The sequence below is a fragment of the Paraburkholderia sp. CNPSo 3272 genome, from assembly GCF_024206495.1.
Taxonomy (GTDB): Bacteria; Pseudomonadota; Gammaproteobacteria; order Burkholderiales; family Burkholderiaceae; genus Paraburkholderia.
In genome coordinates this window covers 1-14,797 of record NZ_JAMBPQ010000058.1, presented here as the reverse complement: position 1 = coordinate 14,797, position 14,797 = coordinate 1, and the positions used below count along the sequence as shown (strand labels likewise).

At 58.4% G+C, this 14,797-nt stretch carries 14 protein-coding genes; 12 read left to right on the top strand and 2 right to left on the bottom strand.

Annotated elements, in window-relative coordinates:
* The first annotated feature begins 137 nt into the window (after window positions 1-137).
* The 3 genes from M3I53_RS35295 to M3I53_RS35285 are packed head-to-tail and all read left to right on the top strand — an operon-like array spanning window position 138 to window position 3,383.
* Window positions 138-1,403, top strand: a complete 1,266-nt coding sequence (locus tag M3I53_RS35295; RefSeq protein WP_254320405.1) for a site-specific integrase — start codon at window positions 138-140, stop codon at window positions 1,401-1,403.
* Window positions 1,393-2,376, top strand: coding sequence for a tyrosine-type recombinase/integrase (locus tag M3I53_RS35290; RefSeq protein ID WP_254320404.1), 984 nt, complete (start codon window positions 1,393-1,395; stop codon window positions 2,374-2,376). Before M3I53_RS35295 ends, M3I53_RS35290 begins: the two co-directional genes overlap by 11 nt.
* A complete protein-coding gene (locus M3I53_RS35285; RefSeq protein WP_254320403.1) occupies window positions 2,373-3,383 on the top strand; it encodes a site-specific integrase in 1,011 nt (336 codons plus the stop codon). Before M3I53_RS35290 ends, M3I53_RS35285 begins: the two co-directional genes overlap by 4 nt.
* Window positions 3,384-3,514: 131 nt before the next feature.
* Here the strand turns inward: M3I53_RS35285 and M3I53_RS35280 are convergent, their stop codons facing one another.
* Window positions 3,515-4,234 carry a ParB/RepB/Spo0J family partition protein gene (locus M3I53_RS35280; protein WP_309249569.1) on the bottom strand — a complete coding sequence of 240 codons (720 nt, stop codon included), beginning with the start codon at window positions 4,232-4,234 and terminating at the stop codon, window positions 3,515-3,517.
* A gap of 219 nt (window positions 4,235-4,453) precedes the next feature.
* Between M3I53_RS35280 and M3I53_RS35275 the strand changes: the two genes are divergently transcribed.
* The 6 genes from M3I53_RS35275 to M3I53_RS35250 all read left to right on the top strand — a co-directional run bounded on the left by M3I53_RS35275 (window position 4,454) and on the right by M3I53_RS35250 (window position 7,791).
* Window positions 4,454-4,870 (top strand): antirestriction protein, encoded by a 417-nt coding sequence (locus M3I53_RS35275; RefSeq protein WP_254320402.1) that lies wholly within the window; start codon window positions 4,454-4,456, stop codon window positions 4,868-4,870.
* Between the two features lie 51 nt (window positions 4,871-4,921).
* On the top strand, window positions 4,922-5,749 hold the full coding sequence (locus M3I53_RS35270; protein WP_254320401.1) for a DUF932 domain-containing protein: 828 nt from the start codon (window positions 4,922-4,924) through the stop codon (window positions 5,747-5,749).
* Between the two features lie 50 nt (window positions 5,750-5,799).
* A complete protein-coding gene (locus M3I53_RS35265) occupies window positions 5,800-6,108 on the top strand; it encodes a hypothetical protein (RefSeq protein ID WP_254320400.1) in 309 nt (102 codons plus the stop codon).
* Between the two features lie 63 nt (window positions 6,109-6,171).
* Window positions 6,172-6,402, top strand: a complete 231-nt coding sequence (locus tag M3I53_RS35260) for a DUF3717 domain-containing protein (RefSeq protein WP_254320399.1) — start codon at window positions 6,172-6,174, stop codon at window positions 6,400-6,402.
* 913 nt (window positions 6,403-7,315) lie between these two features.
* Complete coding sequence (locus tag M3I53_RS35255; protein ID WP_254320398.1) at window positions 7,316-7,606, top strand: XRE family transcriptional regulator; 291 nt, start codon at window positions 7,316-7,318, stop codon at window positions 7,604-7,606.
* Between the two features lie 44 nt (window positions 7,607-7,650).
* A complete protein-coding gene (locus M3I53_RS35250; RefSeq protein ID WP_254320397.1) occupies window positions 7,651-7,791 on the top strand; it encodes a hypothetical protein in 141 nt (46 codons plus the stop codon).
* A gap of 534 nt (window positions 7,792-8,325) precedes the next feature.
* Here the strand turns inward: M3I53_RS35250 and M3I53_RS35245 are convergent.
* Complete coding sequence (locus M3I53_RS35245) at window positions 8,326-9,720, bottom strand: replication initiation protein (RefSeq protein ID WP_254320396.1); 1,395 nt, start codon at window positions 9,718-9,720, stop codon at window positions 8,326-8,328.
* A gap of 1,098 nt (window positions 9,721-10,818) precedes the next feature.
* Between M3I53_RS35245 and M3I53_RS35240 the strand changes: the two genes are divergently transcribed.
* From M3I53_RS35240 to ltrA, 3 genes are all read left to right on the top strand, one after another.
* Window positions 10,819-12,024, top strand: a complete 1,206-nt coding sequence (locus M3I53_RS35240; RefSeq protein ID WP_133189279.1) for a ParA family protein — start codon at window positions 10,819-10,821, stop codon at window positions 12,022-12,024.
* The gene (locus M3I53_RS35235) at window positions 12,021-13,094 is read left to right on the top strand and encodes a ParB/RepB/Spo0J family partition protein (protein WP_254320395.1); all 1,074 of its coding nucleotides are present in this window, start codon (window positions 12,021-12,023) and stop codon (window positions 13,092-13,094) included. The genes M3I53_RS35240 and M3I53_RS35235 overlap by 4 nt, the downstream gene beginning before the upstream one ends.
* A gap of 247 nt (window positions 13,095-13,341) precedes the next feature.
* Window positions 13,342-14,709 carry a group II intron reverse transcriptase/maturase gene (ltrA, locus tag M3I53_RS35230; RefSeq protein WP_254320394.1) on the top strand — a complete coding sequence of 456 codons (1,368 nt, stop codon included), beginning with the start codon at window positions 13,342-13,344 and terminating at the stop codon, window positions 14,707-14,709.
* The last annotated feature ends 88 nt before the right edge of the window (window positions 14,710-14,797 follow it).

The following is a 14,797-nucleotide window of genomic DNA, read 5'->3' as shown; positions in this document are numbered from 1 at the left end:
AGTTGGTCCTTATGGAGAGTAAGTTGGACGAATGCCTTCTGCGCGGAAGCGTGCCGCCGGTCTTCAGCACATAAAGTTTCATGATGGGAGCCTTGGCGGTCTTCACTTCAGGATCGCCTTTTGTGAGGAGCTCGATCATGAAGCAGTCTACTCATCACGTTTCACGACCATTGCCATTGCAGCAGCTCGTTGCCGGTGCCGTGGGCGAACTGGAGAGGCTTCACTACGGTGAACGAGCGTTACGACGCTATCGGACAGTTTGGCGACATCTCGCAGCGTTCTGTTGTGCGAACAGCCTGAGCGATGAATACTCGCAGGGTTCAGCGAAGCAGTTTTCCGACGCGTATCAGCTCCGCGAGGAAGAAAACCTGGAGCGAGGCGACGGGTGGCGACGACATCTCCCGATTGCGCTCAAGGTTCTGGCAGACTTCGCGCGCGATGGGTACCTTGAGCGTTCTCTTACCGACACGCGGCAGCTCCAGGTCCCGGTACGCATGAGGGAGCCCATTCGTGACTATGAAACTTACTGCCGTGATCACGTCCGATTCCGGCTGTCGACTCTCCGCAGACGGTTGCCGCAGATCGCCGTATTTGCGGACTTCCTTGGAACAAGAGACATCGCATCTTTCGGGCAAATGCAGGCCGTCGATGTCTCTGCATTTGTCATTTCTCGATACTGCCTGAAAGCAAAAACGGTTTCGTCGATCTTATCGAATTTGCGCAGTTTTCTGCGATTTCTCCTGATGAGAGGAATCCTGCATCTAGATCTGAGCCAACAGCTGCCGACAATACACGTTCCTCACGATGCGGCTATTCCATCGGTCTGGGATCAGGAGCTTGTTGTCAGGTTACTCGACGTTGTCGATCGTACATCCCCGAAAGGTAGACGTGACTATGCAATCCTTTTGCTGGCCTGCCGCCTCGGACTGCGAGCAGGAGATATCCGCGCATTGAGACTTGACGATCTGAAATGGGATGCGTGCACCATCGAGATCACTCAGTCAAAGACCTTAGCACCGCTTTGTCTGCCACTTACCGAAGAGATTGGCCAAGCCCTGATTGACTATCTAAGATCGGATCGTCCTCAGTCGGCGTACCGTGAAGTGTTCCTCACATTGACGCCGCCATTCCTGCCATTCCGGGAGAGCACAAGCCTGTATTACATCGTCAAGCATTGGAAGGAACTCGCCGGCATTCACTTCAGGGCGCCGCAACGTCAAGGCTTGCATTCGTTACGTCACACACTCGCAACCGAACTGCTTCGTGAGCAGACGCCGTTTCATGTCATTAGCGAGATCCTCGGCCATACAACGACGAAGGCAACACTGATCTACGCCAAGACCGACGTGGAAACCTTGCGCTCTGCCGCGCTTGACACTGAGGAGACGCGTCATGTCGACTAGAGAATTTACAGGGCATTACTACAGTTCCGTCGGCTCGCTCCTGGAACGGTTCATCCAGGAGAAAAAGGCATGTGGTTACCGCTATGACGAGGCGGCTCGAGTGCTATTGCGATTTGATCGTTTCCTGTGCGACGAGGCGTTAGAAAATTGCGAGTTGCCGCGCTCAGTCAGCCGCAAGTGGCTTGCGAAGCAACCTCACGAAAGCGTGTCGACACACCGCAATCGCATAGGAGCCGTTCGGCAGTTCGCCATTTACCTTTGCCGGTCAGGATACCCCGCCTATGTGCCGGAGCGCTCGTTTGGCGCAAGGCGTGCCAACAGTTTCTCACCGCGCATACTGACTCATGACGAGATTCGCCGACTGTTCGAAGCAGTTGACGAGATTGCACCGACCGCAAAAGCTCCGCTGCGCCATATCATCATGCCGGAAGTATTCCGGTTGCTTTATGGTTGCGGCATGAGAGTTGGCGAAGTGCTGCGCCTGCGCGTGATCGATGTCGATCTTGACCGGGGAATCCTCACGGTGCGTGATGCCAAATTCGGCAAGGACCGCCTCGTGCCGCCTGCGTTGACTTTGGTACAGCGCCTTCGAACGTATGCGGCATTCATGGGAAATCGCCCGTCAGACGGGTATTTCTTCCCATCGCCATCGGGTGGCCCGTGGAGTCCGGAAGCAGTCTACGAGATGTACAGGGAGCTGCTGATGCGCTGCGAGATCACGCACGCCGGTAGAGGCAAAGGGCCGCGCGTACATGATCTCCGTCACGCCTTCGCCACGCATACCTTGCTGCGCTGGTGCAGGCAGGGAGCTGACCTCGATGCGAAGCTTCCTGTGCTGGCGACCTATATGGGCCATCGCTCCCTCGCCGGAACGCAGCGTTATCTACACCTGATCGCGGAACTGCTGCCGGAGATCGCGATGCGTACCAATGCCGCTTTCGGCAATGTCATCCCGCGGGGGAGCGCGTCATGAAACCAACGGATTTCTCAATACTCTTAACGAACTTCCTTACACAGCATCTGGCCGGACAGCGCAATTTGAGTTCCAATACGATCAAAGCCTATCGCGATGTGTTCACGCTGCTGCTGCGATTCTGTCGGGATGTGCGATGTATCGCTCTTGAGCGTCTGTCTCTGACACAGATAGACGCGCCTCTCGTGGAGGCGTTCCTGGACCATCTGGAAAGCGAACGTTGCGTTTCCGTCAGCACGCGGAATCATCGTCTCGCGATATTGCATGCGTTCTTCCGTTACGTACAGTCGGAGGTACCAGAGCACCTTCTGCAAAGTCAGCAGATTCTAGCCATTCCACTGCGGAAGCATCCACGCCCTAGTGTCGGTTACCTATCGCGGGAATACCTCGCGCAGGTTCTCGCAAAGCCGGACCTAAGGACGTCCGATGGTCGCAGAGATGCTGTGATGCTGAGCGTACTCTACGACACTGGTGCCCGAGTTCAGGAACTGATTGACCTGAACGCCGGCGACGTACGCATGGATCCGCCATCACAGGTTCGGCTCACGGGAAAAGGACGAAAAATACGGGCGGTGCCACTCATGGACGCGACGCTCGAACTGCTGCGTGGGTATCGACGCGACAATAACCTCGACCGTCCCGAAAACGCGGACAGGCCGCTCTTCCAGAATCGACATGGTACCCGGTTGACACGCTCGGGCGTGCGCTATCTCCTGCACAAGTACGTGCTGTCTGTGCAGCGTGATCGTCCTGACTTCACGCAGGCGGTAAGTCCTCACAGTTTGAGGCATACGAAGGGAATGCACCTGCTCCAGAGTGGTGTCCCGCTCGAAATCATCCGTGACTTCCTGGGCCACGTCGACGTGAAGACAACGGAGATCTATGCTCGGGCAAATCTCGAAATGAAACGGAAAGCTCTCGAAAAAGTGATGGACAACACACCACTTCCGAAGCTTCCGTCATGGCAGAAGAACAGATCGCTGCTCGATTGGCTACATTCTCTGTAGCTCACAGAGGCCACGCACTCTCTTCGTAAGGCGCTGGCCTCTCCCATCCAGTCAAACATTTATGTGGTGTTCCCAACGCAGAAATCTCACTCGATCAACGAGCCAAATACAAAACAGCACATAACGACTTTCTACCGATAACGTCCGCCTGCCGCCTCGTAGGCGTCCAGGCCAACAAACCGCGCCAGGGCGCTTTCGCGTGCATCGATTTCCGCGAGCGTGATGGCCTTGCGCAACTCGTCCGGTCGGCGCTGCCAGCTATTGACGGCTTCGCCCCATACGCGCCCCTGCGTCGCGTGGTCATCAGCCAGGGCCAGCACCTTCGCCTGTTCGTAGTCGAGCCTGTCATTGCGCAACAGGTCGAGCAGTGACGGCGAAAGGTTGGCGATCTTCAGCGCGCGGCGTACCGCAACATCCGGCACCGCGAACAGGGCCGCGATATGCGCCACGCTCCTGCCTTCCTCCATCAGCAGCCGGAACGCCACACACTCGTCCGCCAGACTCATCGCCTCGCGTTCGCGGTTTTCGATGAGCGACGCGGCCACCGCCTCGCCTTCGCTGACGATCAACACCGGCACCTGGTACTCCTTGGTAATTCGTCCCTGCTCAACCAGCAGGTCAAGTGCTGCCAGGCGGCGCTGGCCAGCACAGACGCCAAGTTTCGGCAACTTCGTGCGGCCCTTCATTTCATGCACGACGAGGTTCTGCATCAAGCCTTTTTCGCCAATGGTTTCGGCCAGGGCTTCGATGCCGGTCGGCGCTTTCTTGCGAACGTTCAGGGGTGACAGGCAAAGGCGGTTGTATGGAACGTACTGAATTCCACCGGCTGCGTTCGAGGTGGGTTCGGTCATCAGATTTCTCCGGTTCGGCCATCGCTTCATTGCGAGGCACAACTCATATTATATAGGGCTTTTAGTCCCTATAATGGCAATTGAAAAATCTCATTGATTATCTATTTCAGTATACATATCCAATCAAAAGGCCGTAGCCATTCATTGATCTATAGGTCTTTTAGTCCTAATATAAATGTGTGCCTCGCAATGAAGCGATGGCCGAACCGGAGAAATCCGATGACCACTGAAGTTCAAAACCGCGTTACTTCTTCTGTCGTTCCCGACGAGTTGCGCCTGAACGTGCTGCAGCGCTACCTCGGTCGTCACTACCTCACAGGGGAATCCATGGTGTATGACCGGGCCGCTCGTCTGTGCAGCAGATACGAGGGAGGTTTCTGGCATTTCTTCTCCCTCTCCAATGACGGCTTTTACATGGCTCCGGCCGATTTGGGCCGCGTGCATGTGCGCTGGCATATGAACGGCTACAGCGACATGATGGGCTCGGACGCCTTCGGCATTACCGTCACTCTCTTCGCCCTCTGTCACCTCGCGGAAAAGACCCTTGATGACACGATCATCGAGCGTTACCACCAGTTGCGTGAGTTCGCCACGCAGCACGTTGAAGCCGCGAACATCCTGCGCGCCATCGACTAACCGACCGGCCCCGGCCCCCGGGCCGGGTTGGCTCCTTCATTGGGGAATCAAATGAACAAGCTTGCAACTCGTTTTAGCGGGAATGCCATCGCACTGCGTTCGCAGCATCCTTTGACAAATGACCAGATTGCAGAAGTCGCACCTTCCATTCTTGCCCACACCGCGCACGAGAGCCGCTCGGCGCGCTACAGCTACATTCCGACGGTCGATGTACTCGACGCCCTTCGCAAGGAAGGGTTTCAGCCTTTCATGGTCTGCCAGACCCGTGTGCGCAATGAGGACATGCGCGATTTCACCAAGCACATGATCCGCCTGCGCCACGCCGACCAGATCGGCGGTCGCGAAGCCAACGAGGTTATCCTGGTCAACTCGCACAATGGCGCATCGAGCTACCAGATGATCGCCGGAATGATTCGCTGGGCCTGCCAGAACGGCATCGTATGCGGCAACGTGACGAACGATATCCGCATCCCGCACAAGGGTGATGTGATTGGCGAGGTCATCGAAGGCGCATTCAAGGTGGTGAAAAGCTTTGATGAGACGGCAGAGCAACGCGAAGGGATGGCGGCAACGGTGCTCGATGAGGGCGAACAGGTCGCCTTCGCCCGCGCAGCGCTCGCGTTGCGCTACGACGAGGGCGCGCCTGTGCCAGTGACGGAACGGCAGATTCTCGCGCCGCGTCGTGTCGAGGATCAGGGCTCCGATATCTGGACCACCTTCAACCGTGTGCAGGAAAACATGATTCGCGGTGGGCTGCACGGTCGGAACTCGAAGGGCAAGGCGACCACGACCCGAGCGGTCGCGGGCATCGATCAAAACATCCGTCTGAATCGTGCCTTGTGGGTGCTGGCTGACGAACTGCGCCGCCTGCGCGGCTAACCGGACCGCCCCGGCCTCCCGGTCGGGGCGCACCCATAAGGGGAATTCACATGGATCCGCTCAATACCCGTCCTACGTGGCTGTCCGCCCTGCTGCCGCTCCTGGCTGTCTGGCAGTACGGAGACCGTGGCATCGTTCGCGGCGAACTGTACCGCATGGCCCTGTCGGCTGACGCGGCGGCACAATCCGCCGATGCGCTCCGGCGCATTGCCAGCATGCTCGATCACAACGGCAATCCGGCCGAGATGCGTCGCGAGGAGTTGCGCGCCGTCGCCCGCGTGGCCCTGGCTGGTTTCGAGCGCGTGCCGCCCTGCGCACCTGTTGCCATGCTCATGGAGCACGACGGGAATCTACATTAAACTTTGGCATCCTTAGTAATACTCAACGCCCGCGTAGAAATCGCGCGGGCCTGTGAGGCAACCATGACTGCCGTCTTAACCATTGCTGAAATCGAACAGGCAATCAACTACTGGTGCGCACAGGAATCACGTGGCCAGGGCGGCGCGCTGTGTGCGAAGGCGCGCCCCCTGGCTGACGTGTACGGCCTGATGATCTACGAGCGCGCTACGTCTGTAGCGGTGTCGCGGCTCACGCCCGAACAGGTCGACGCCGTCCGCACGGCGCTTGGAAACCAGCAACCGCCACCGCGTTAGCCTCGCGATCTGTCGCGACGCTAACCGGACTGCCGCGCGCTGGCGCCCCCTCCCCCTGCATGCAAGGAGGTTGGATAATCACGGGAGTGTCGCGCGCGCCGCGCGCCCGGATCGAGGCGCACGGGGTCCCCCATGGCCGCATCGTCGGACATGGGGAGAGCGCCGGCGCGCCGCGTCAGCGGCGGGACGATCCGGTATAGCCCAGGCTGACCATCAACCGGGTCGTCAAGCGCCCGCGGGGCGCGTGTATTCCCCGCGGCGCGAGCCGTGGGGGCTGGATAATCACGGGAGCATCGCGCGCGCCGCGCGCCCGGATCGAGGCGCACGGGTCCCCCATGGCCGCATCGTCGGACATGGGGAGAGCGCCGGCGCGCCGCGTCAGCGGCGGGACGATCCGGTATAGCCCAGGCCGACCACCAACCGGGTCGTCAAGCGCCCGCAGGGCGCGTGTATCCCCCGCGGCGCGAGCCGTGGGGGCTGGATAATCACGGGAGCATCGCGCGCGCCGCGCGCCCGGATCGAGGCGCACGGGGTCCCCCATGGCCGCATCGTCGGACATGGGGAGAGCGTCAGCGGCGGGACGATCGGTATAGCCCAGGCTGACCACCAGCCGGAGTCGTCAAGCGCTCGCAGGGCGCGTATTTCCCCCGCGGCGCGAGCCGTGGGGGCTGGATAATCACGGGAGTATCGCGCACGCCCGGATCGAGGCGCTCGGTGTCCCTCATGATCGCATCGTCGAACATTGGGAAGAGCACCGGAGCGCCGCGTAAGCGGCGGGACAATGCGGTATAGCCCAAGGCGGCCACAAGCCGGGGTCGTCAAGCGCCACGGGGCGCATGTTTCCCCCGCGGCGTAAGCCGTCGGGACTGGATCGTCACGAAGTACATGGAAAAATAAGCGGTTCGAGGTAAGGATGAGCTATCAAATTGAAATCCGGGCCGCCTGCCTGCGATCGGCGGAGGACGGCTGGGAACAGCCGACCGGAGCCGAAATTCAGGAGGTTATCCGTCGCACCGGCTTGCCGGGACGCGCGGTTGCGCGTTATCTCGGCTTGTCGGAATACGGCGGCCGGCAGGTGCGCCGCTGGATCAGCGAAGACGCCGCAATCCCTTACTCGGCTTGGGCCTTGTTATGCGACCGGGCCGGGCTCGGGTGTATCTGGCGCCCGGCAGCGGACCGCGCCGGGCCGGATCCACTCCCATGACCGAGCACCTTTCGCATGCACCGACTTGAAGGGATGCTTTATAGATGCAGTTGGCAATCGGGAAGCGGGCACTGGAAAGCGGGCGCGTGATGCACGATCTCGTCAACACCCGTCGCGCGTCGGCGGATTGCGAGGCGGAAATCACTCACCTGCGGGTGACGACCCAAAAGATTTGCGGCATGTGATCCATCGCGCTTGAAACAAGCAGGTCGGCAGCATTCTCGCCTGCCCGGGCGCGTCGTGCCTCCTGCTTCACGACGCGCGGGTTCGGTAACGCATAGCGACGATCGCAATACGGTGCGTTCTAACAGATTTCGAATCGATCCCTGGTGATGCCAACTACACTGATGCGGAATTTCACTTGCAGGCGATGCGAAATCTCAGTCAGGAATAATCGCCATTCTATTTTCAATTCCATTCGATCAGGTCTCTCACGCACCCGACCTATAACTCGGCAATACGAACGAATCGTTGTGGAAGGTGAATACCCGTCATGAAGCGAGATCGAATGGCAGATCAATGTGCTCGCTACCAATCAGCCGGTCGTCTCCAAATGAATAGGCAAAGCGCGGTGGTCCATCCGCGACGCGCCACCTTCAGCGGCCGCACGAGAAGCATGGTGGTGAAACGGTCTCAGTTAACGCAACGACTGCCAATGCGAGCTAGAGGGAGATGCTTGAGCAGGTCTACAAAGTGTGAAGCCGAGAGCTCGCGTACCGTTATGCCTTAGAGGCGGCCTTCGCTTTGGTGCGCAGAAACACGAACGAGTAGAGCGCAAAGGATAGATCCTTATGCGCCAGCACTTCCGACTCATGAATCGTCGCCGGGTTGAGCTTCACCCGCTTGATGGCCAGCTTACCGGCCGCGGAGGCGATAAAGGCGCGCATGAAGTCCTTTTGCGCCTTACCGTCTGCCTTGTGATACGCCTCACGACCGAGGTCAGCATTCTCGACGGTCTGTGTTTTGCTGCGCTCCTCTGCCGCCTCGGTACTTGCGGCGACGGCCGCAGTTGCCAGTTGCTTCGCGCTAGACTCCGACCTCTCCTGCTCCTGCTGCTGTTGCTGTACCGTTAGCATTTTGCGGTCAGCGTCCGATAGCTTGTAGCCATCAGTGATAGCTTTTAGCAGGTATGCGCCCGGACTCTTCTTGACTTGACCGGAGTCGACCTTGGCACGGGTGTATTCAATTGCCTGGAGAATACGCTCATCCGACCACACGGCGCGGTTTTGCGAGATGGTGTTGAACTGCTTTTCTGTGAAGCCGAATTCGTTCTTCAGCGTCGTGTATATCTCTTGCGCGCCAAGCAGGCTCGCTCGAATGGCTCCAGCGGTTTCCTTTCGCGTCAGCCTGAAACGAATCCGGTCAATCTTTTTCGACTTCGGGCTCACGGTACGAGTCTCGTAGCTCAGGTCGATGTCGGAGACTGCGTTTATCTGCTTAACCGCCTTGTCGAGGTTGTCGCGTTTGAAATACTTGAATTCGGTTGCAGTCGACGCAGCCTTCCCAGGCCAACCACGTACCACATCGACTTCGATCCACTCGGTTATGCCTTCTGCCACGTAACCGATGACGTGGTCGTAAATGGCTCGAGCATAGGTAAGTGTGAAAGCAGAGGTGATTCTCAAGCTCAACCAGTGCGACTTCACCGGGTCCTTGATGTGCGGAATGAGCGGCTCAGGAACCGCAAAAGTGATGCGCCCTTTGTCGATACCGACGATACCGATGAGCTGTACGGACACCCACTTCTCGTCCTCCGCGGACGTGCTGCCAGGGGGCGAGGCCGAAACCTGAATCAAGGCTTTTTGAGCCTCGGACACCACTGTTCGCAGGTGCTTGTAGTTGTAGCTGTCATAACGCATGAGCCATCGGAAGTAGCTCAGCTCGACGTCATAGACCTTTGGGGTGGTCGGCTCCTGCGCCACGATGAAGTGCGCCGCATCCAGGAATCGCCTGGCTGTAATGCCCACATCGGTAATGTCGATAAAAACGTTATTACGTTGATAGCCAATTTCCTTCGTTGATTCAGTGATTGGCGTATCGGTGGCGAGCATCTCCTCGAACAGCTCGAACGACAGCTGGCGCGAGGTTGCGCGCGTCATCATGTTGTTTGCCATCGAGGTCCCTGTCCCTAGTTGCCGGTCGCGCAGACTGTAGCACGCGTAGGTGAGATGTCAAAACAAAAAGACTCACCATGACGGGAAACGCTTCAACAATTCTGATCACCTTCCTCTAGGCATATGTTCGTTCAACAAATCTGCTCACCTTCCTGTTTTCGAGAGGCGGAGGATCCCGGGGCGACGGTTGTATGTTTTTCAAAATCTTTTAAAAAGCAAAAACCAACGAACTAACAACAGGGAAAACAAAGATTCCTAAAAACAATGGGTTAGTCCCTTGTAGGTGAGCAATTTTGTGCTTGAGGTGAGGACTCTTGTGGGCCGAAAGTGAGGAGAAATCCAATGCGTGCGTGAGAAGTTTACCAGCGCTAGGTGAGTGATTCTGTGGCTTGGGATTGACGGTGAGCATTTTTGTGGAATGTTGCATCAGATTGCGGAAGTCCTTAGCTGGCGGGGTCCGCAGCCGAAAGTGTTTCGAAATGGGTGAGTCATTTTGTTGAAGCATAGTGAGTGTTTTTGTGATGCGGCGCAGCTGTGCTGCTCGGTTTACCGGCATGAACCGTAACAAGGCTCGCCGCACGGCAGGTTTGCGGTCAGGGCATCTGTGGATAAGTCGATAGCCGGTTGACGATGGTGAGCATTTTTGTAGGCACGTTGCAGTCGTCCCTGGGGTCAATGCCGGTCCAACGCTTACGTTATGGGCTGCCGGGAGACTTGCGAGCAGGCTGCGCAGGAACTCTTTGGGGCAAAGGTGCCTCGCGTTGTGCGCCAACGCGACGTGCCTGCAATTGAATGGTGAGAGAAATTGTTGAAAGTGTGAGGCAAGGTGCTTCAATTGGCAGATTTCAACAATTCTTCTCACCCACCTTCACCCCCTCCTTCAGCGCCTTTCAACAATTTCTCTCACCATGAAACTTTGGAGTTGCTTTCGCACGAGCCGCCAGTTCTGGCCCTTCCGTTGTGTCGTTCGATCTTTTTGTGTTGTTTTCCAAGGGGTTAGGTGAAAAATTTAAGAAACTCGCTTATCTGGAAGCGATTTTTTTAAAGTTTTCGAGTATTCTACGCTTCGTCCTGATTTCCGGTGAAAGTGTAAAAACCATGTCTAAAGCCGAATTTCCCGCTATTACACGCAAGGTTCCCCTCGCGAAGATCGCCAAGTTTGCGAAAAAACTGGACGGGCTGACGGCGGAGCTGCGCGAGCAGATTCTCACGCCGAGGCCGCGAAAGGCGCCGCCAAACTTTACGACTGCCGAAGTGGCAGACCTGTGCGGCCTGGACCGAACCAAGCTTCACTACCAAGCGACGCGGGAAGGAAGCGCGTTGCCGCCGGGCGTTGCGCACGGCACTGGCCGTAGCCGCCTTTTCACTTTGGCCGAGGCGCGTACCTACGTACAACAGTTGTCGGAAATCTATCAGTCGCCGCTCGTGACCGGTCGCGATGCCGACGGCAAGATTCTTCTGGTTGCCAACTTCAAGGGTGGGTCGACGAAGACCACGACGACGATGTGCATCTCGCAAGGGTTGTCGTTGCGCGGACGGAAAGTGCTCGTGGTTGACTTGGACCCGCAGGCCTCCCTGTCCGAACTCTGTGGACTCTATGCCGAGAACGAGGTCGACGAGGATTCGACCGTTCTGCCTTTTATCTATAACGAGGAGATGGAAGGCGGTCTGGAATCTGCAATCAAGGAAACTTATTGGGACGGCTTGGATGTAATTCCCGCGCATCCATCGCTGTTCAGTGCTGAGTTCTTCATCCCCTCGATGCTTAAGACTCGCCCGAGCTATCAGTTTTGGGCAATCCTGCGGAAAGGCCTGGAGCCGCTGCGCAAGAAGTACGACTACATCATTCTGGACACAGCTCCCTCCCTCTCCTACCTCACATTGAACGCATTGATGGCGGCTGATTCGATGGTGATGCCCTTGGTGCCGGAGAGTCTGGACTTCATCAGCTCGGTATCGTTCTGGGGGCTGTTCTCGGATATTGCCGCGAACTTCATGGAGAAGGAGTCAGACAAGGTCTACGATTTCATCTCCGTCATTCTGTCAAAGGTGGATACAAGCCCGACGTCGTCAGCACCCATCGTTCGCTCGTGGACGCAACGCGCTTACGAAGACTGGCTGACCACGACTGAGATTCCGGCGAGTTCGGTGATGAGCAACGGAGCGCTCGCTCTCTCGACAGTGTTTGACCTCAGCAAATCCGACGGGGTCTCAAAGACGGTGCAGCGCGTACGCCAACCGCTGGTTGAATACTGCAGGTGGATTGACAACACGTACGTCGACGAATGGAGTCTCGCACAATGAGCAGTATTCGTGACCGTATGGCTCTCCAAACCGCCAACCTCCGGAAGACGTCCTCAATCTCTGACGATGAGATGGACGCGGCGAAGCCTGTGGTTGAGAAGCCGAAGACAGGGCCTGGGATGGCAGGGGCCTTGGCAGCTGCACAACTCAAAATTCAAGAGTTGGAAGCGAGTGGTGGCCAGGCAACGATTCCCGTTGCGGAGGTTGTGCCGAATCCATGGCAACCGCGGCGGATTTTTGTCGAGGCCGAGCTTTCGGATCTTGCCGAGTCTATTCGCGAAAAGGGGTTGGTTCAGCCGGTGGCGGTGCGGCGCGTTGAGTCCGGCTATCAGCTGGTTGCTGGTGAGCGGCGATTGCGCGCGCACAAAATCTTGGGCATGGAGCAAATCAAGGCCGTCATAGTCGAGTGCTCCGATGAGGATATGGTTGTTCTCGCGTTGGTGGAGAACATCGGGCGATCCAACCTAGCCGACTATGAAATTGCGATTTCGCTGCGTCGTGCGGAAGCAGAGTTTCCGAATCGAAAGCGGCTCGCTGAGTCCCTCGGCATGTCTCGCACCGGACTGTATCAGTTTTTGGCATTCGACAAGCTGCCTGATTTCATTAAGGAACAATTGGACTTGCAGCCCGGGCTGCTTGGGTGCAACGCTGCAGAAGAAGTTGTGTCGGCTATCAAAAAGCATGGCGCTGCCGGTTTGGCTGCGGCAAAGGACTTGTGGTCGGACGTTGTCAAAGGAGAAATTCTCCAGGGACGCTATGCTGCCGCGATCGTAGCGCAGGCCACCCGTCAGGGTTCGAGAGCGGCTGCCCGCGAGCGGAGCATCGCGAAGTTCTTTTCGGGAAAGGAACAGGCCGGGAGCATTACGAAGGACGTGAACTCGTTCACCGTCAAAATCAAGACCGGGTCCCTTAGCGTCGTGCGCCCAGCATGGGCGCACTCCTGCGGGCGCAAGTCCCGCCATAAGCTGGTCATAGCGAATGAAGTGAAGCGCAACTGCATGAGGGCGACCGAGTGTGGGGAGGAAGCGTGGAGCGTAAATCGCGAGCCGATGAACAAGAACCGCATATGAGGCGCTATGGAGCAGGGCGAGCGGGCGATGAACCGCGAAGCTCTTGTGACCAAGGCGAAGTAGCGTAGATGCGGCGGTTGTGCGATGAAGGAGTGCGTTCTTACCTGGGGAGATCTCGCCTCATGCCTGAAAGGGCGACGGCGTTGAGCCGGAGCGAGAAGTCAGCAGAGGCCGTAGTAGTCACAGGACAGGTCGATGAGACCGAAGCTGGTGACGAAGGGCCAAACGGGAAGGAGTGTCCAGCGTCATGCCGATGCGGCAGGCAATGCGTCAGATGCCCGTGCAAACGGGGCGAGCGGGAGTAGCACGCGGTGAAGCCGCGGGCGTACCCGTGAGCGACGAAGCCTGTTGCCCGCGCCATGAATCCGGGGACACAGGGTCATCGCTGCTGCAAGCGGCGCTGACGAGAGAGAACCTGAAGCAGGCATTCAAACGGGTACGGGCCAACAAGGGAGCCGCTGGCGTGGATGGTCTGGACACTGACCAGACGTCGCGCCATCTGGTGACGGCGTGGCCCGCGATCCGTGAACAGTTGCTGAAGGGGACGTACCGGCCCAGTCCGGTACGGCGGGTGACGATTCCAAAACCGGATGGAGGCGAGCGCGAGCTTGGCATCCCGACGGTGACGGACCGGCTGATCCAGCAGGCGCTGCTGCAGGTGCTGCAACCGGTTCTGGACCCCACCTTCAGCGAGCACAGCTATGGTTTCCGGCCCGGACGGCGTGCGCACGACGCGGTGTTGGCCGCGCAGTCGTACGTGCAGTCGGGTCGGCGAATCGTGGTGGACGTTGACCTGGAGAAATTCTTCGACCGGGTCAACCACGACATCCTGATCGACCGTCTACAGAAACGTATCGGCGACGCCGGTGTGATCCGGCTGATCCGGGCGTATCTGAACAGCGGCATCATGGATGGCGGTGTGGTTCAGCAGCGCGAACAGGGCACGCCGCAGGGCGGGCCGCTCTCGCCGTTGCTGGCCAACGTGCTGCTCGATGAGGTGGACAAGGAACTGGAGCGGCGAGGCCACTGCTTTGCGCGCTATGCCGACGACGCGAATGTCTATGTTCGTAGCCGCCGCGCTGGCGAGCGGGTGATGGCGCTGCTGCGTCGTCTGTATGGGCGATTGCGGTTGAAGGTCAACGAGGGCAAAAGCGCGGTGGCCAGTGTGTTCGGTCGCAAGTTTCTGGGCTACAGCCTGTGGGTAGCGCCCGGCGGTGTCATCAAGCGCAAGGTGGCGGCCAAACCGCTGCTGGCGTTCAAACACCGCATTCGTGAACTGACCGGCCGTAACGGCGGGCGCAGCATGAAGGACGTGGTGGAACGATTACGGCCCTATGTGCTGGGCTGGAAGGCGTACTTCCGGTTGGCGCAGACGCCACGAGTCTGGATGGATCTGGACAAGTGGATGCGTCATCGGTTGCGTGTCATCCAGCTTAAGCAATGGCGCCGTGGGCCGACCATCTACCGGGAACTGCGTGCGCTGGGAGCACTGCCCGCTGTGGCGCAACAAGTGGCGGCGAACAGCCATCGCTGGTGGCGTAACAGCGGCCAGCTGCTGAACAGCGTGCTGACCCTCGCCTACTTCGATCGGCTGGGCGTGCCACGACTCTCATAACCTCAACTCCCCGAACCGCCCGGTGCGGACCCGCATGCCGGGTGGTGTGGCAGGGGCGCAGCCAGTTGGCTGTCCCCTATGCCGATCC